Origin of the sequence: Kribbella pratensis (assembly GCF_004366075.1) — a bacterium.
GTDB classification, from domain to species: Bacteria; Actinomycetota; Actinomycetes; order Propionibacteriales; family Kribbellaceae; genus Kribbella; species Kribbella pratensis.
Window position 1 is genome coordinate 1,046,589 of record NZ_SODU01000003.1, and the last position, 17,694, is coordinate 1,064,282.

At 68.0% G+C, this 17,694-nt stretch carries 16 protein-coding genes; 7 read left to right on the top strand and 9 right to left on the bottom strand.

What is annotated here, in order from left to right:
* Positions 1 to 7: 7 nt before the first annotated feature.
* From EV137_RS29225 to EV137_RS29250, 6 genes are all read right to left on the bottom strand, one after another.
* Positions 8 to 1,453, bottom strand: a complete 1,446-nt coding sequence (locus EV137_RS29225; RefSeq protein WP_134131536.1) for a ketol-acid reductoisomerase — start codon at positions 1,451 to 1,453, stop codon at positions 8 to 10.
* 76 nt (positions 1,454 to 1,529) lie between these two features.
* Entirely contained in the window at positions 1,530 to 2,621 is a 1,092-nt protein-coding gene (locus EV137_RS29230) for a Gfo/Idh/MocA family protein (protein WP_134008671.1), read from the bottom strand.
* Positions 2,614 to 3,384 carry a ThuA domain-containing protein gene (locus tag EV137_RS29235; protein WP_134008668.1) on the bottom strand — a complete coding sequence of 257 codons (771 nt, stop codon included), beginning with the start codon at positions 3,382 to 3,384 and terminating at the stop codon, positions 2,614 to 2,616. Before EV137_RS29235 ends, EV137_RS29230 begins: the two co-directional genes overlap by 8 nt.
* Positions 3,385 to 3,407: 23 nt before the next feature.
* A complete protein-coding gene (locus tag EV137_RS29240) occupies positions 3,408 to 4,211 on the bottom strand; it encodes a carbohydrate ABC transporter permease (protein ID WP_134008664.1) in 804 nt (267 codons plus the stop codon).
* 10 nt (positions 4,212 to 4,221) lie between these two features.
* Complete coding sequence (locus EV137_RS29245; RefSeq protein ID WP_133782148.1) at positions 4,222 to 5,160, bottom strand: carbohydrate ABC transporter permease; 939 nt, start codon at positions 5,158 to 5,160, stop codon at positions 4,222 to 4,224.
* A 4-nt stretch (positions 5,161 to 5,164) separates the two neighbouring features.
* Positions 5,165 to 6,394, bottom strand: a complete 1,230-nt coding sequence (locus EV137_RS29250) for a sugar ABC transporter substrate-binding protein (RefSeq protein ID WP_134008658.1) — start codon at positions 6,392 to 6,394, stop codon at positions 5,165 to 5,167.
* A 148-nt stretch (positions 6,395 to 6,542) separates the two neighbouring features.
* On the opposite strand from EV137_RS29250, the gene EV137_RS29255 reads away from it, so the two are divergent.
* A complete protein-coding gene (locus EV137_RS29255) occupies positions 6,543 to 7,607 on the top strand; it encodes a LacI family DNA-binding transcriptional regulator (protein WP_134131537.1) in 1,065 nt (354 codons plus the stop codon).
* Here the strand turns inward: EV137_RS29255 and ilvY are convergent.
* Together ilvY and EV137_RS29265 are read right to left on the bottom strand one after the other, a co-directional pair.
* Positions 7,531 to 8,364 (bottom strand): HTH-type transcriptional activator IlvY, encoded by an 834-nt coding sequence (gene ilvY, locus EV137_RS29260; protein WP_134131538.1) that lies wholly within the window; start codon positions 8,362 to 8,364, stop codon positions 7,531 to 7,533. The genes EV137_RS29255 and ilvY overlap by 77 nt on opposite strands.
* A 349-nt stretch (positions 8,365 to 8,713) precedes the next feature.
* A complete protein-coding gene (locus tag EV137_RS29265; protein ID WP_134131539.1) occupies positions 8,714 to 9,583 on the bottom strand; it encodes a LacI family DNA-binding transcriptional regulator in 870 nt (289 codons plus the stop codon).
* Positions 9,584 to 9,656: 73 nt separating this feature from the next.
* On the opposite strand from EV137_RS29265, the gene EV137_RS29270 reads away from it, so the two are divergent.
* The 6 genes from EV137_RS29270 to EV137_RS29295 all read left to right on the top strand — a co-directional run bounded on the left by EV137_RS29270 (position 9,657) and on the right by EV137_RS29295 (position 16,295).
* Positions 9,657 to 10,865, top strand: coding sequence for an ROK family transcriptional regulator (locus EV137_RS29270; RefSeq protein ID WP_134008647.1), 1,209 nt, complete (start codon positions 9,657 to 9,659; stop codon positions 10,863 to 10,865).
* Positions 10,866 to 11,001: 136 nt separating this feature from the next.
* Positions 11,002 to 12,696, top strand: a complete 1,695-nt coding sequence (locus tag EV137_RS29275; protein WP_134131540.1) for an ABC transporter substrate-binding protein — start codon at positions 11,002 to 11,004, stop codon at positions 12,694 to 12,696.
* A 13-nt stretch (positions 12,697 to 12,709) separates the two neighbouring features.
* The gene (locus EV137_RS29280) at positions 12,710 to 13,699 is read left to right on the top strand and encodes an ABC transporter permease (protein WP_133789372.1); all 990 of its coding nucleotides are present in this window, start codon (positions 12,710 to 12,712) and stop codon (positions 13,697 to 13,699) included.
* Between the two features lie 12 nt (positions 13,700 to 13,711).
* On the top strand, positions 13,712 to 14,623 hold the full coding sequence (locus EV137_RS29285) for an ABC transporter permease (RefSeq protein ID WP_134131541.1): 912 nt from the start codon (positions 13,712 to 13,714) through the stop codon (positions 14,621 to 14,623).
* Positions 14,620 to 15,498 carry an ABC transporter ATP-binding protein gene (locus EV137_RS29290; RefSeq protein ID WP_134008639.1) on the top strand — a complete coding sequence of 293 codons (879 nt, stop codon included), beginning with the start codon at positions 14,620 to 14,622 and terminating at the stop codon, positions 15,496 to 15,498. Before EV137_RS29285 ends, EV137_RS29290 begins: the two co-directional genes overlap by 4 nt.
* A complete protein-coding gene (locus tag EV137_RS29295; protein WP_134131542.1) occupies positions 15,495 to 16,295 on the top strand; it encodes an ABC transporter ATP-binding protein in 801 nt (266 codons plus the stop codon). Before EV137_RS29290 ends, EV137_RS29295 begins: the two co-directional genes overlap by 4 nt.
* A gap of 49 nt (positions 16,296 to 16,344) precedes the next feature.
* On the opposite strand, the gene glmM is transcribed toward EV137_RS29295, so the two are convergent.
* The gene (glmM, locus tag EV137_RS29300) at positions 16,345 to 17,691 is read right to left on the bottom strand and encodes a phosphoglucosamine mutase (protein WP_133789375.1); all 1,347 of its coding nucleotides are present in this window, start codon (positions 17,689 to 17,691) and stop codon (positions 16,345 to 16,347) included.
* Positions 17,692 to 17,694 lie beyond the last annotated feature (3 nt).

Sequence of the window (17,694 nt, forward strand, 5' to 3'; positions counted from 1 at the left end):
GCCTAGGCTAAACGGAGATGTCCACGGATGGGCGGAGCTCGGCCGCCGCGGCGAGCGCTTCGTGGGCGGGATTCTCCAAGAAACCCTTCATGAGCTCAGGATCGGCGGGGTGGTCGAGGTTCGGGAGGGTGAGCTGTTCGTACGCCGCCTGGAAACGGGGCCCCCAGCGGCGGGTGCCGAGGCGGGCGGTGCGGGAGCAGTTGTCGACCATGTAGGCGACGTCGCGGGCGTGCATGTACGGGAGGAGCGAGTCGACGGCCTCGATGACCGACTCGTTGACGATCTCGGACCACGCGTGACCGCGGGCCGCGAACTCGTCCACCTGCGCCGTCATCGTCGCCACGAACAACCCGGCGGTCAGTGGATCGATGCGGGCCGGCGCAGTACCCCGGCGGGCGTGGGCCTCGGCGCTGTGCGACCACATCGGACTGCCGCCGATCTCGGTCATCGGACGGGTGGCGAGTCGGCGTTCGGCGAGGATCACGCTGCGCAGTTCGGTGCCGTCGGCAACCTCGTCGTACACCTCGGCGACCAGGTCACGGGCCGGTCCGTACGCCGCGGAGTACGCCCGGTCGAACAGCTCCTCGTCCCCGCTTGCCGCCCGCACGGCCGCGAGACCTTCGGTCGAGATGGTCCGCGCGATCGGCCCGGTGATCGCCTCGGTGGACCGCTCGTACGCCGTCACCGGGTCCGCGCCCTCGATCCGGAAGTACCGGTACAGCGCCTCCACCAGACCGTGCACCGCTCCGAGCAGGATCGCCCGCTCACCGACGATGTCCGACAGGTACTCGGACCGCAACGTGGTCGCGAACGTGTACGGCGACCCGAGCCCGATCGACCACGCGAGCGCCCGGTCCCACGCGTGCCCGTCCGGATCCGCATGTACGGCGATACTCGCGTTGATCCCGGCCCCGTTGACAGTGGCGCCCTGCTGGTACAGGCGCCGTACCGAGTCCCCCATTCCCTTCGGGCACACCGCGACGACCGGATGCCCGTCAGGGAAGGCGCTGCCGATCGAGGTCAGATGACCCAGCAGGAAACCGTGGGACAGGCCAACGGTCGCCCCGGGCTTCAGGACCGCGAAGATCTCCTCGTGATGTGCCGCCAGCGCCGCGTCCGCGATCAGCAGGATCACCAGGTCCGAGACCGCGGCCACCTCGAGCCAGTCCCCCAGCGTCCCGTCGTCCTCGCTGAACCCATGCCTCCGTGCGTCCTCCGCCGATGCCGACCCCGGCCGCAGACCGACCGACACGACCAGACCGGTCCCTTCCAGCGAGTCCCGCAGATTCAGCGCCTGCGCGCGTCCTTGCGGTCCCCAGCCGAGGACGCCGATCCGCTCCACATCGTGCAACGCCGCAGGCAGCAGACCGAACAGGTCCCGCCCGCCCCGCACGATGTCCTCGGACCCGCCCGGCACCTGCATCTGCTCAACCCGAAACACCGAACTCTTCATGCCCACCAGTCAAAGGGCGGCGCGCACATTGCAGCAAGCGCAATGTCCGCACCGCCCCGTTGCAGGAACTGAAAGATCAGGGTTCCAGGCCGACTGCCTTCAGCGGATTGGGCCACGCCGTGAGCGCCGCGTGCAGCGCTGCGTCCTGGGTGGTTGCCAGGGCTTCGGTGTAGGCGGCGGCGATGACGTCAGCGATACGGACGGGTACGCCGGTGTTGGCCGAGAGTACGGCGGCCTCGACCATGGCGATGCTGACGACGTTGGAGTGCACCTCGGACTGCGGGATCGTCGAGCTGCGGACCGCGTCGACGAACTCGACCAACGAACCGGCGATCTCCTGTGGTTCGTCGGCCATCACCGCGGGCAGTGCCTCGCCGGACGCCAGTTCGGCGACCGGTCCGTTGTCCCCGTCCCAGGTCGCCGTACCGCCGGGGGTGCTCGCGCGCCAGCGGCCGTTCCACGATGTCTCCAGTCCCGCCGCGCACCAGCTGCCGGTGAAGGAGAAGCGGGTGCCGTCGGCGTACCTGAAGATCGCGGACGCGGCCGCGTTGCCGTCGAACCAGCTCCAGGACGGGTTGTACGACTCGCAGTACACCGACACCGGCTCCGACCCGATCAGCTTGCGGGACAGGTCGAACTGGTGGATCGCCATGTCGACCAGGAGCGGCTCGGCCATCCGCTCCCGGAACCCGCCGAAGTGCGGAGCCTTGTAGAACTCGCACGACAGCGTCCCGATCGGGCCGAGCTCGGCGAGCTGACGCTGGAACGCCGCGACGGCCCGGAAGTACCGGCGGGACTGCGAGACCATCAGCAGCTTGCCGCTCACCTCCGACGCCGCGACCATCTGCAGACACTCGCGCACCGTCTCGGCCAGCGGTTTCTCGCAGAGCACCGGAAGCCCACGCAGCAAGGCGTCCACGCTGACCTTCGGATGCGCGAGCGGAACTGTCACGTCGATGACCGCATCCGCCCGGTCGGCCAGCTCGCCGAGCGAGGCGGCCACCGGTACGTCGCCGAACCCGTGCTCGTCGGCCGCGGCCCGGGCCACGTCGACGTCGAGGTCGACGAGTCCCGCGAGGACGACGTCCGGGTTGGCGGCGATGGTGCGCAGCCAGGCGCGCCCCATCCCGCCGGCGCCGACCTGCAGCAGTCGCAAGGGTTCAGGCATCGGCAGGCTCCTCGATGGGTCCGGTGTACCCATGTCCGTTGAAGAAGTCGCCGGTCTCGTAGCGCAGCAGCGTCGGCACCGCGCGCTCGGGCCGGTCGGAACGGGCCCAGGCGACGCCGTTCGCAATCACCTTACGCACGTCCTTGTGGTGATAAACCGGGTAGTCCTGGTCACCGGGCGAGAAGTAGAAGATCTTCCCGTGCCCGCGGCGGAACGTGCAGCCGGAGCGGAACACCTCACCGCCGGAGAACGACGACACGAAGACCAGTTCGTCCGGGACCGGGATGTCGAAGAACTCGCCGTACATCTCCTGCTGGTCGATCACGATCGGGTGCGGGACGCCCTGCGCGATCGGGTGGGTCGGGGCGACCGTCCAGACCAGTTCGCGGTCCCGTTCGCTGCGCCAGCGCAGGGTGCACGTCGTACCCATCAGCTTGCCGAAGATCTTCGACCAGTGCCCGGAGTGCAGCACGATCAGGCCCATCCCGGCCAGCACGTGCTGGTACACGCGGTCGACGACCTTGTCCTCGACCTCGCCGTGCGCGGCGTGGCCCCACCAGACCAGTACGTCGGTTTCCGCCAGCACCTCTTCGGTCAGACCGTGCTCGGGCTCGTCGAGGGTGGTCGTGGTGACAGTCGCCTCGAGGTTCTCGCGGATCCCGGCGGCGATGGTCTCGTGCATGCCGTCGGGATAGATCTCCCGGACATGCGGTTCCACCTGCTCGTGCCGGTTCTCGCCCCAGACGAGTACGCGAATCGTCATAGTTCTTCCTTGTGTGTAAAGGGTTATTTGACGGCTCCGCCGATGGCACCGGCGGCGATGTACTTCTGCGCGGCGATCAGCAGCACGATGGCCGGGACCGCCGAGAGGACCGCGGTGGCCATCACCGCGTTCCAGTTCTGCACCTGCGTGCCGAGGTACTGGTAGATCCCCAGCGTGACCGGCCGGACGCCGCCCTTCGTGGTCAGCGTCAGCGCGAACAGGAAATCGCTCCAGGAAAACAGGAAACTGAACAACCCGGCCGTGATCAGCGAGTTCTTGCTGATCGGCAGCACGATCGCGACGAACGCCCGGAACAACCCGGCGCCGTCGACCCGCGCCGCCTCCACCAGCGACGGCGGCAGCGAGAGCATGAACGACCGCAGGATCAGGATCGCGAACGGGATCCCGTTGCTGCAGTTGGCGACGATCAGCCCCGGGATCGAGTTCAGCAGGCCGATCCGTTCGTATGCCGTGTACAGCGCGTTCGCGATCACGATGCCCGGAATCATCTGTGAGATCAGGATCGCGAGCAGCCCGACCGACACCCAGCGGGACCGGAACTGCGACAACGCGTACGCACACGGGGTCGCGATCGCCAGACTCAGCACCACGGTCCCGGCCGCGATGATCAGGCTTGTGACGAGGTTTCCGCCCTGCTCGTCGAGGGCGCGTTTGTAGCCGGAAAACGTCGGATGCAGCGGCAGGAATCCAGCAGTGAGCGTGTTTCCGGACGGCTGCAGCGAGGCGTTCAGCATCCAGTAGACCGGGAACAGCATCACGCACAGGATCAGTACGCCGATCACGGTGTACGCCGTACGTCGCATCATGCTCTTCCCCCTACTCGTCGACGGCACGACGGGTGCCGCGCAGGTAGAAGATCGCGAACACGAACGAGATCGCGATCAGGATGTTGGACAGCGCCGCACCCTGGCCGAACTTGAAGTCGACGAAGGACTTCTCGTACGACTGGGTCGCCAGCGTCTGGGTCGCGTTCGCCGGTCCACCGCCGGTCAGACCGAGGATGATGTCCAGGACCTTGATCGTGTAGACGACGCCGAGCATCAGCACCACGCTCGCGACCGACCGCAGGTTCGGCCAGGTGATGTGGAAGAACGCGCGCCAGCCGGTGGCGCCGTCGAGCTGGCCGGCCTCGTAGAGCTCGTCGGGGATCTCCGCGAGACCGGAGTACAGCAGGGTCACGTTGAACGGGATGCCGATCCAGATGTTCACGCCGATCACCGCGATCAGCGCGACCGACGGCGAGTTCAGCCAGGGCACCGGATCGCCGATCAGGTGCAGCTTCAGCAGCGTGCGGTTCAGGATGCCGCTGTCCTGTTCGAGGATCGACCGCCAGGTCGCGCTCGACACGATCAGGGGCAGCAGCCACGGCAGCAGGAGCAGCGAACGCAGCAGACCGCTCAACGGGAACTTCTTGTGGAAGAACAGCGCCAGCCCCAGCCCGATCACGAACTGGAAGGCGATCGACCCGATGGTGAACAGCGCGGTGTTCACCATCGCGTCCGAGAACAGCTTGTCCGTCACGACCGTGCTGTAGTTCTTCAGCCCGACCCACGGCGCGACCCCGGTGAAGAAGGTCTTCAGCCCGTAGTCCTGCAGGCTCATCAACAGGTTCTTCACCACCGGGTAGCCGAACAGCGCCACCATCGCCACCACGGCCGGCAGGACGAACAGGACCTTGGTGAGGGTCTCGCCCCGGTGGCGCCGGCCGCGCGTCTTCGCGCGGCCGGCCACCGTCGTACGTGTGAGCGTCACCATGCCGTCAGCCGCCGGAGGCCTGCTTGAAGGCGTCCTGGGCCGAGGCCTTACCGGTCAGCGCCAGCTGGATCGCCTGGTAGATCACCTTCGCGGCGTCCGGCCACTTGTCACCCAGCTTGCCGGTCCGGGCCCGGGCCGTCTTCACCTGCTCGGCGAACGCCTTCATCGACGGCACCTCCTTGGCGTACTGGTCCAGCAGCGCCGTCTTGGTCGGGAGGGTGAACCGGGCCTTCGCCCAGGCCAGCTCGTTCTCGTCCGAGTTCAGGCACTTCACGAAGTCCGCGGCCTTCTGCTGCTTGGCCTGGTCCTTGTTCAGCGGGACCGTCCAGGCCTCACCGCCGAGCGGCGCGACCGGCGTCTGGTCCGGCTTGTTCAGCGGGAACGTGACCACGTCCCACTTGACGTTCGGGACCTTCTCCAGCGCCGGGATCTGCCACGGGCCGTTCACCATCATCGCGGCCTTACCCGCCGCGAACTGGTCCTTCGCGTCGCCTTGCGTCCAGTTGATGACGCTCTTGGACGCCGACCCCGACTTCACCAGATCGACCCACAGCTGCAGGGCTTCCGCCACCTGCGGGCTGGTCAGATCGGTCTCGTCACCGCCGTTGGTCCACATCGCCGGCAGGAACTGCCAGGAACCTTCGTACGTCGCGTTGGCGTTGAACGCGATCCCGTACCGGCCGGGCTTGGTGAGCTTCTTCGCCGTGGCCTTCAGCTCGTCCCAGGTCTTCGGCGGCTGGACGCCGGCCTCGGCGAGCATGTCCTTGTTGTAGAACAGCGCGATCGTGTTCGTCACCGGCGCGAGTCCGTAGAGCTTGCCCTGGTACGACGTCGCGTCGACCATGCCCTGAATGACGCCGTCGGCGTTCAGACCCATGTCGTTCAGGGGCGCGAGCGCACCGGTCGCGGCGATCTGCTGTACGTCGGGATTGTCGAGCATGAGCACGTCGGGAAGCGTCTTGGACGACGCCTGCTGCAGCACCTTCTGGATCAAGGTGTCACCAGGCACCGTCTCCCGCTGGATCGTGATGCCGAGCTTCGACGCGCAGGAGTCGAGTCCCTTTTGCACAAGGGACTTGTCCGGGTCGTTGTTGTAGTAGTCCAGGATCGTGAGGCTCTTGACGCTGTCGCCGGACGAGGCGGGCGACTGGCCGCCGTTGTCACCGCAGGCGACCAGCAGGAGCGACACCGTCGTCGCACCCGCCAGCGCGGCGGCGATCCGCTTGCTGATCATGACATCGGACTCCTTCAAAGCGTTTAACCGAGGAACGTGCGGACTGCAGAGAAGCTTGTGGATTGTGCGGTAAACCGCTTAACTGAGGCGTTGAAGGACTATGTTCCGTACGTCACACCGCTGTCAAGAGTTCGGAGGGGGTCGATCGATGGTCACGATGAAAGACGTCGCTCAGCGGGCCGGGGTCTCGATCGCGACCGTCTCGTTCCTGCTCAACGACACCAAACCGGTGACGGCGGCGACCCGGGCGCGGATCGAGCAGGCGATGCTCGACCTCGGGTACCGCCGCAACATGGTCGCCCGCGCGCTGGCCAGCCGGCGGACCCACATCATCGCGATGGCCTACCCGGCGCTCGAGCACCGGTTCGGGATGTCGACCTCGGAGTTCTTCACCAGTGCGGCCGAGGCGGCGCGCAAGGACGACTACCACCTGGTGCTGTGGCCGGTCGGCAACGACGGCGTCGAGCTACGCGAACTGCTGGGGCAGGGCCTGGTGGACGGCGTCGTACTGATGGAAGTCCAGTTGGACGACCCACGGATCGACGTACTGCAACAGGCCGGCACGCCGTTCGCGCTGATCGGGCGTACGACGGAGCTCGAAGGGTTGTCGCACGTGGACATCGACTTCGACACCACGGTCGAGGACGCGGTCAGGCACCTGCGCGAGCACGGGCATCACGAGCTCGTGCTGATCTCCGGCGATCTGGACGATCCGCGGTTCCACGACTACGGCCCGTGGGTCCGCACCGAGGAGGCGTACCGTCGCGTGGTCGCGTCGTACGACCTGCCGATCAGGATCATCCCCTGCTCCGACACCACCCAGGCCGGCAAGGCCGCCGCCGCGCGAGTGCTGACCGAGTACCCGGAGGCCACGGCAATCCTGGTCCTCAACGAGTACGCCGCCCTGGGGGTCGTCGCCGGCCTCAAGCACACCGGTCACGACATCCCCCGCGATTTCTCCGTCTTGTCCCTGCTGACGGTCCCCGAAACCGCCGCGATGGCCGATCCCGAACTCACCATGATGCGCACCCCCGGTCCCGAACTCGGCCAGCTGGGCACGCAGGCCCTCCTCCGCCAGCTCGAAGGCGACGACCCGCTCCCGCCGCAACTCGTCCCCGCCAAGCTCTGCCCCGGCGCTACGGTCGCAGGTCCCAGAGCGCCGCGATCAAAGGGCGGTGCAGGTCGGCGCGGCGCGCGCAAAGCCCGATCGTGAGCGGTTTCAGGTCAGCCGGCAGTTCGGTCAGCTGATCGCGTACGGCGGACGACTCGAGCACCAGCCTCGGGACCACCCCGGTTCCGCAACCCAACGCCACCAGCGCGAGCAGCGCCTCGTGCCCGTCCGGCTCAGCCGCGATCACCGGCTTCACGCCAGTCTTCCGGAACCAGCGGAACGCAGCTTCGCGAACCAGCCCCCGAGCAGGTACGACGTACGGCACGTCGGACGGGCTCTCCCGGGCTTTCACCAGGACGAGGTCGGTGACTGCGACGGGCCGGCTCACCAGGGTCTGCGGGAGGCGCTTGGGAATGCCCGCGACCGCGGCATCCACCTCACCTTCGTCCAGGCGGGCAAGGGCGGCGGCCGCATCACCGGTGCGGATGTCGAGACGAATCTGCGGATGTTCTTCACGCAGCGGCGCCAGCAGGTCCGGCAACAGGGTCTGACAGGCGGTGACAGTGGCGAAGATCCGGAGCTCGCCGCTGAGACCGGTCGGTTCGGCGGAGCCGGATCGGTAGTCCGCCCACAGTTCCAGCGCTTGCTCGGCGTACGCCGAGAAGCGTCGCCCCTCCGCAGTCAGCACGACGCCCCGCGGCCCGCGATCGAGCAACTGCGCACCGGCCCGGGTCTCCAACCGCTGGATCGTCCGAGTCAGCGTCGCCGCACTGACATGACACTCCAGACTGGTCCGCCCGTAGTTGAGCGTCCGAGCCAGATGCAGAAACAAGTCCAACTCACGATGCTCTGCACTCACGTCAGGGTCACCTCTGGCCTCGACCTTCACGCGGTCCTGCCGACACGCGCACCAGCATCGTCGCAGCCACCCAGATCGCACCGAACACGAGGGGATATCCGGCTGTGCCCAGTCACCAGCGCCTGTCCCCACTCCCCACCATCGCCCCGCGTCGAGCAGACGACGGGTTATCCGGCCGTTGCTGTCCTGCTCGGTGTGTGGGCGATTCAGGTGTGCAGTTTGGACAGGAGGTGTCGGGTGGCGGGGTAGTGCACCTGAGCGTGAACGTGTCCGTGCGTACAGCGTCTCACCGGTGCACTACCTGTCGACCGTGCACATCACACAACCCGCGACGAGCACGACCAAGCCGTCACGCATCTGCCGGGAGTCGTGTCCCCGGCTCCGCGGTTGACTGAGCAAGCCGGATCGTCGGTTTCGGGACCTGGTACGTCGTGACCTCGCCGCCCTCCATGACCGTGAGGATCGCCTCGCCGACGATCGTGCCGAGGCCGTGGACGTCGACGGTGACGACGCTCAACGGCGGATGCGCCAACCGGGCGACGGCCGTGTCGTCCCACGCGATCACGGACAACTGATCGGGGATGCGGACGCCCAGGTCCTTGGCCGCGGCGAGACCGCCGATCGCCATCAGGTCGTTGTCGTACACAACGGCCGTCGGGACCTGGCTGCCGGTCAGCAGCCGTCTGGTCGCCTCCCGGCCCGCGTCCTCGGAGTAGTCGCCTTCGATGACCCGGCCCTGCACGTCCCGCTCCGCACACGTCTCCATGAACGCGTCGTCACGCGCCTGGCAGTGCAGCATGTCCCGCGGACCGCTCACCCGGGCGATGTCGCGATGCCCGAGATCCGCGAGCGCGCGAACGGCCGCCCGGGCGCCCTCGGCGTTGTCGACGAGCACGTTCGTGATCGGCGCCTGCAGTTCCGGCCCGCCGAGCAGCACGGCCGGCACCCCCAGCCGCTCGAGCTCGGCGAGCCGCGCGTCGTTCGCCCGGAGGTCGACCATGACGATGCCGTCGACGTGGTCATTGGCCACCCAGCGCTGCCAGGTCGCGATCTCGTCGGCGATATCGGCCGCGAACTCGATCAGCAGACTCACCCGCCGCCCGTCGAAGACCTCCTCGATCCCCTGGACGACGTCGGCCATGAACGGCTCCATCCCGAGCAACCGCCCGGGACGCGCCAGCACCAGCCCGGCGATCCGCTCCCGCGTCACCTGCTGCATACACTGCCCTCCAAGGCCATCTGAGCCACTATATTCACAGACCTAACAAACTCGGCAGAGAGCGGATGTCCCGATGCAGCAGGTCAGCGACGCTTCGCGGTCACCGGGTTACGACCCGGCGCCGACGAACAGCCGTGCCCTCATTGTGGACAGCATCCGCTCCGCGGGCACGGTCAGCCGGGTGGAACTCACCCAGATCACCGGCCTCACCGCCCCCTCGGTCACCACGCTGGTGCGGCGCCTGATCGACGACGGGCTGGTCGACGAGGCCGGTCGCGGCTCGTCCACCGGTGGCAAGCCTCGCACGATGCTGCGGATCAGGGCAGCAGCCCGGTACGTCGTCGGCGTCCATCTGAGCGCCGACAGCCTGACGTACGTGCTGGTCGACTACGCCGGCGCGGTCGTGGCCCGCTGGCGGCGCGCCGGGCCGGGCGAGGACAGCGATCCGGAGCAGGTCGTGGAGCGGATCGCGACCGAGACCACCGAGCTGATCGAGCGCTCGGGCATCGACCCCTCGCTCGTCCTCGGACTCGGCTTCGTGTGTCCCGGGCCGCTGATCCGCAACCGCGGCGTCACGTCCGCGCCGCCGTCGATGACGCACTGGGTCGGCTTCCCGATCCATCGGCGGCTGGAGGAACGGCTCGGCCTGCCCGCGCTGCTCGAGAACGACGCGACCGCGGCCGCCGCGGGCACCCGGCTCACCACCAGCCACGACGTCTCGGTGATGGCCGCGCTGTTCATGAGCGAGGGCATCGGATCCGGCCTGCGGCTGAACGGCAACGTCTACCAGGGTGCCCACGGCAACGCCGGCGAGGTCGGGCACATCTGCGTCCAGATCGGCGGTCCGCAGTGCTGGTGCGGGAGCACCGGCTGTCTGGAGGCGATCGCCGGTCCGGCCACGGTCGTCGCCAAGGCGCGCGCGGCGGGGCTCGATCTCGGATCACCACGGCGTACCGGGGTCGCGGCCTTCGCCGCCATCGCCCGGCTGGCGCTGACCGGCGACTCCCGGGCCGAGGCGATCCTGCGGGACTCCGCGTCCTGGCTCGCGCTCGGCGCGCAGACGATCACCAACATGTACGACGTCCAGCTGCTGGTGCTGACCGGGCCGGCGTTCGCCGTCGCCGGGACGATCTACCTGCCGATCATCCAGGAGCGGATCCTGAGCTCTGCGTTCGGGCGTGCCGTGGACACCGAAGTGGTGCTCGACGAGCGCGGTCACGACGCCGCCGCGATCGGCGCGGCACTGATGATGCTGCGGTCCGAGCGCGCGATCTCGGCCTGATTCCACACCCTTCGCTGTCGAACCGTTACTGGTCTAACCCTTGCGCCTTGTTTATTAGGCGAACTAAGTTACGGCCAGCTTCCCTGGCGGGTGCCGGGGCACGCGTTCGACGACCGCGTTGGAAAGGAATCGATCAATGCTCCGGAACCCGACGAACCGCCCACGGGTGCGGCGCCTGGTGAGCGCCGCAGCCGCTGCGACCGCCACGGCGCTCCTGCTCGCCGCCTGTGAGGGCGCCGCGGCCGGCAACCAGACCGCCAACAAGGACGCCTCGATCACTGTCGCGGCCGGCGACATCACCACCGAGAACTTCAACCCGTTCAGCAGCACCGCGCTGCAGCCGACGCTGGGCGTCATCTACGAGCCGCTCTACTGGTACAACTTCGCGAAGCAGTCCGACCCGACGCCAGTGCTCGCCACCGGCTTCTCGTGGAACGCCGCCGGGACCGAGCTCACCATCAAGCTCCGGCACGATGTGAAGTGGAACGACGGCCAGCCGTTCACGGCGAAGGATGTCGCTTTCACGTTCAACCTGGTCGCGAAGACACCGGCGCTGAACCCGTCCGGCCTCGCCGCGACCGCGAAGGCGACGTCGGACGACACCGCCGTACTGACCTTCAAGACGAAGTCCCTGATGCAGGAGCCGGCCGTGCTCGCCAACCAGGCGATCGTTCCCGAGCACATCTGGAAGGACATCAAGGATCCGACGACGAACCTCAACAAGAACCCGGTCGGCACCGGTCCGTTCAAGGTGAAGTCGTACACGCCGCAGAGCTTCGTGCTGACGAAGAACGAGCAGTACTGGGAGGCGGGCAAGCCCACCATCAAGGAGGTGCGCTACCTCCCGGTGACGTCCGCGGACGCAGCCAGCGCCGCACTCGTCGCGGGCAAGGTCGACTGGGCCAGTGCCTACCTGCCCGGCATCGACAACATCATGAAGTCCGGCAAGAACCTCACCTACGTGAACACGCCGGTGATGACGACCGTCGTCGTGACGTGTTCCAACGCGGCCCTGGGGTGCACCGGGCCGCAGACCGATCCGGCCGTGCGCAAGGCGATCTACCTGGCGATGAACCGCGAGCAGCTCGCGAAGCTGGCCGGCGGTGGCGTCGCGGGTGTCGGCTCGCCGACCATGCTGCTCCCGGGCCGCGACGACAACTGGATCGCGGACGCCGGTACGGCGAAACTGCCGCAGAGCGCGAACGCGGACGAGGCCGGCCAGCTCCTCGACGCGGCCGGGTGGACGAAGGGCAGTGACGGCGTACGGGCCAAGGACGGCAAGCGGCTGTCGCTGACCGTCCAGACCGTCACCGGGTGGAGCGACTACATCCTGATCAACGACACCCTCAAGCAGCAGCTGGCCGCGGTCGGCATCGAGCTCAAGCCGAGCCAGGTGTCCTGGAACGAGTGGAACGCCGCCCAGACCAACGGCAAGTTCCAGCTGTCGCTCGACTCTGTCGGCCTCGGCGCGTCCACGAACCCGTACTTCACCTACGACAGCAAGCTCGCCACGACGAACACCGCCCCGGTCGGCAAGTCCGCATCGGCCGGCAACCAGTCCCGGTTCTCGAACCCGGCCGTGGACGCCGCGCTCAAGACGGCCGCCGGTACGACGGACCAGGCCGCGCAGAAGGCGGAGTACGCGAAGATCCAGTCGATCATCGCCGACCAGCTGCCCTACATCCCGGTCTACGTGAACTCGATGCTCACCGAGTTCAACACCTCGCGCGCGACCGGCTGGCCGACCAAGGACAACATGTACGTCCTGCCCGCGGCCTGGAAGGCGTGGGACGCCGGCATCGTCCTCAAGACGATCAAGCCCGCCAGCTGAGCGCGGGGCGTCTGTGCGCTATCTGCTGCGGAAACTCGCCTTCTACGTGGTCGCCCTCTGGGCGGCCCTGACGCTGAACTTCCTGGTTCCCCGGCTGATGCCGGGGAACCCGGTCGACCTGATGCTGTCCAAGCTCGCGACCAAGGGCCCGGTCACGCCGACCACCCGGAACGCGATCGAGGCTCTGCTCGGCACGGACACTCATTCGTCGCTGTGGAACCAGTACTGGACCTACCTGCACCACCTGGTCACCGGCGACCTCGGTACGTCGATCGCGTACTTCCCGGCGCCGGTGTCCCAGGTCATCGGCCAGACACTGCCCTGGACCGTAGGCCTGATCGGTCTCGCGACGGTGATCTCGTTCGCGATCGGCATCCTGCTGGGACGCGCCGCCGGCTGGCGGCGCGGTTCCTGGGTCGACAACCTGATCCCGGTCACCACGATGCTGCAGTCGGTGCCGTACTTCTGGCTCGCCCTGCTGCTGCTCTTCCTGCTCGGCAGCACCTGGCCGGTCTTCCCACTGAGCGGCGGGTACGACGTGTACTCCGTGACGCCGGGCTGGAGCCTGCCGTTCGCGCAGTCCGTGCTGTACCACGGAGCCCTGCCGGCGTTGACGATCGTCATCTCGTCGGTCGGCGGCTGGATGCTCGGGATGCGCAACATGATGGTCTCGACGATGTCCGAGGACTTCGTCGTGACCGCCGAGGCGAAAGGTCTGACCCCACGCCGGATCCGGTCCCGGTACGTCGCCCGGAACGCGGTCCTGCCGTCCATCTCCGGGTTCGCGATCTCCCTCGGTTTCGTGGTCGCCGGCTCGATCGTCACCGAGGCGGTGTTCTCGTACCCGGGAATCGGCTCGGCACTGCTGCTTGCCGTCGGCAACAACGACTACGCGCTGATGCAGGGCGTCTTCCTGATCATCACGCTCGCGGTCCTCGGCGCGAACCTGCTCGTCGACCTCCTGTACGGCGTCATCGACCCACGCACCCGTGCGCGGTCCTAGAGAGGGGCGACCATGACAGCAACCACTGAAGGCGCAGTCGCCGTGGCGGCGCCGATCCGCCGCCGGTCGTTACCGCCGATGACGCTCAAGCTGGCCGTCGGTCTGGGTATCGCCGGCCTGATCATCCTGTTCGGGGTGCTCGGTCCGCTGCTGGTCGGCAACCCGTCGACGGTGCGGGACGTCGGCCTGACCGGTCCGGGGAACGGTTTCCTCCTCGGCACCACGCAGAGCGGTCAGGACGTGTTCGCCCAGCTCGCCTACGCGACCCGCGGCTCGCTGATCATCGGCGTCGTGGTCGGCGCGATCACGCTGCTGCTGTCGTCGTTCTTCGGCGTCGTCGGCGCATTCATCGGCGGCTCGACCGACGAGGCGTTCTCGCTGTTCACCAACATCATGCTGGTGATTCCCGGTCTGCCGCTGGTGATCGTGATCTCCAGCTACGTACCGAACAAGTCGATCTGGCTGGTGGCGGCAGTCCTCGCGATCACCAGCTGGGCCGGGTCCGCGCGGGTTCTGCGCGGCTTCACGCTCAGCGTGCGCAGCCGCGACTACGTGCTCGCTGCCCGCATCGGCGGTGAGAAACGCTGGCGGATCCTGCTCGTCGAGATCCTGCCGAACCTGATCCCGCTGCTCGCGTCACAGGTGGTGTTCGCGGTGATCTTCGCGATCCTCGGCGAGGCGGGCCTGTCGTTCCTCGGGCTCGGTGCGTCCGGATCGTTCACCTGGGGCACGATGCTCTTCTACGCACAGAACGGGCTCGCGCTCCGGCTCGGCGCCTGGTGGTGGTTCGCGCCGCCCGGCCTGGCGATCGCGCTCTTCGGCGCGGCGCTGTCGCTGATCAACTTCTCGATCGACGAGATCATCAACCCGAAGCTTCGCGCGCAGACCCGTGCCGAACGCAAAGAGTGGAGCGTGAAGGCATGAGTGTCCTGAGTATCGAGAACCTGAGCATCGACTACCGCGCCGAGACGACCGTGCACGCCGTACGCGAGGTCTCGCTCACTCTGGAACGCGGCGAGATCCTCGGCCTCGCGGGTGAGAGCGGCTGCGGGAAGTCGACGCTGGCGTACGGGATCACCCGCCTGCTCAAGCCGCCGGCGGCGATCACCGGCGGGCGCGTCGTGTTCTCGTCCCGCGAGGGGTACGACATCGACCTGTCGACCCTGGCCGGCGACGACCTGCGCGCGTTCCGCTGGGACAAGATCGCGATGGTCTTCCAGGGCGCGATGAACTCGCTCAACCCGGTACTGCGGATCTCCGAACAGCTCGAAGACGTGTTCATCACCCATCGGCCCGAGCTGAGCAAGGCAGAGCGGCGCATACGCTGCGGTGAGCTGCTCGAACTCGTCGGCGTCGACCGGAACCGGCTTCGCGCCTATCCGCACGAGCTGTCCGGCGGGATGCGGCAGCGCGTGATGATCGCAATGGCACTGGCCCTCGATCCGCAGGTGCTGATCATGGACGAGCCGACCACGGCGCTCGACGTCGTCGTACAGCGGGAGATCCTCCGGGAGATCACGCGGCTGCGGTCGGAGCTGGGGTTCGCGGTCATCTTCATCACCCACGATCTGCCGCTGCTGCTCGAGATCAGCGACCGGATCGCGGTGATGCGGGCCGGGCTGATCGTCGAACTGGACGACGCGCTGACGCTCTACACGAAGCCCAAACACCCGTACACGAAGCGATTGCTGTCGTCCTTCCCCAGCCTGACCGGCGAGCGCGGCGGCTTCGTACGGACCGGCGAGATCGCACTCGACGTCGCCTTGGACGAGACCGATCAGACCGTGGAGGCACTATGAGCGTGCTGGAGATGCGCGATGTGGTGAAGGAGTACCGGCTGCGCAACGGTCTGCGGAGCACGCGGCTGCGCGCCGTCGACAAGGTGAGCTTCGAGCTGACGCCGGGCCGGACGATCGCGCTGGTCGGACAGTCCGGGTCGGGCAAGTCGACGATCGCCAAGTTGCTGATGCAGCTCGAACGGCCGACGTCCGGGGCGATCCTGGTGGACGGCGAGCCGATGCGTTACCACGGTGCGCCTGCCGCGGCGTACCGGAAGGCTGTGCAGATGGTGTTCCAGGACCCGTTTGCGTCGCTGAACCCGTACCACACGATCAGCCATCACCTGGAACGGCCGGTGAAGCTCCATCACCCGGACTTCACCCGCGAGCAGGTCGGCGAGCGGGTGCTCGAACTGCTCCGCCGGGTCCGGCTGGACGAGGACTTCGCGCACCGCAAGCCGCACGAGTTGTCCGGCGGTCAGCGGCAGCGCGTCGCGATCGCCCGGGCGCTCGCCCCCGAACCAGCGATCCTCGTCGCGGACGAGCCGGTGTCGATGCTCGACGTGTCGATCCGGCTCGGCGTACTCAACCTGCTCGGGACCCTGCAACGCGAGGAGAACCTCGGCGTCCTCTACATCACCCACGATCTCGCGACCGCACGGCACTTCAGCGACGAGATCATGGTGCTGTACGGCGGTGTCGTGGTCGAACACGGTCCGGCGGACGACGTGATCCTGAACCCGCAGCACGAATACACCCAACTTCTCGCCGAAGCCGCCCCGGCCCCGGAACGCCGCCTGGCCGAACTACACCCGTGAACAACAAGTACGCCGGAGAGGATGACCTCTCCGGCGTACTCTGCTGTCTTCAGAGCTTCAGCGAAGAAGCGACAACGTCCGCGAGCGAGTGCGCGATCTCGTCGGCCGTGTCCGAGGACTCGGCCTCGACCATCACCCGGACGAGGGGCTCGGTGCCCGACGGGCGGAGCAGCACCCGGCCGGTGTCGCCCAGGCGCGTGGTGGCCTCGGCGACGGCGGACTGCACCGCGGGGTCGGTGCCCGCGCGGGACTTGTCCACGTTCTTCACGTTGACCAGGACCTGCGGGAGGCGGGTCATCGCACCGGCCAGATCGGCCAGGGTCTTGCCCGTCTGGGCCACCCGGGCGAGCAGCATGACCGCGGTCAGCGTGCCGTCACCGGTGGTCGCGTGGTCGGACAGGATCACGTGCCCGGACTGTTCACCGCCGAGCTTGTGGCCGCCGGCCTTCATCGCCTCGAGCACGTACCGGTCGCCGACCTTGGTCTGCTCGACCGCGATCCGCTCCCGGACCATCGCCTGCACGAAGCCCAGGTTGCTCATCACGGTCGCGACCACGGTGTCGTTCGACAGCCGGCCGCTGTCCCGCATCGCCAGCGCCAGGATCGCGAGGATCTGGTCGCCGTCGACGAGCTCGCCGTTCGCGTCCACCGCCAGGCAGCGGTCCGCGTCCCCGTCGAGCGCGATCCCGACATCGGCGCGGTGCCCGACGACCTCGCGCTGCAGGCCCTCGATATGCGTGGACCCGCAGTTCAGGTTGATGTTCAGCCCGTCCGGGGCGGCGGCGACCGTGATCACCTCGGCGCCGAGCCGGCGCAGTGCCTCCGGCGCGGTCTGCGAGGCCGCGCCGTTCGCGCAGTCGATCACGACCTTGAGACCGTCGAACCGGTTCGGTGCCGAGCGGACCAGGTGCGAGACGTACGTCTCGAAACCCTGCCCGTCGTCGGTCACCCGGCCGACGGACGCGCCGGTCGGGCGCTGCCACTCCTCGCCCATCCGGGCCTCGATGGCGTCCTCGATCACGTCGTCGAGCTTGATCCCGCCGCGGGCCAGGAACTTGATGCCGTTGTCCGGCATCGGGTTGTGGCTGGCCGACAGCATCACGCCGAGATCGGCGCCGGTCGAACCGGTCAGGTGCGCCACGGCCGGGGTCGGCAGCACGCCGAGCCGGACCACATCGACGCCGGCGCTGGCCAGGCCGGCCACCACGGCGGCTTCCAGGAACTCACCACTGGCACGCGGATCCCGGCCCACAACGGCGCGTGGCCGGTGCCCTTCGAAGGCACCGGCCTCGCCGAGTACGTGAGCTGCCGCGACCGAGAGGTCGAGCGCCAGCTCCGCGGTCAGGTCCACGTTCGCCAGGCCACGGACTCCGTCCGTGCCGAACAAACGCCCCATCAG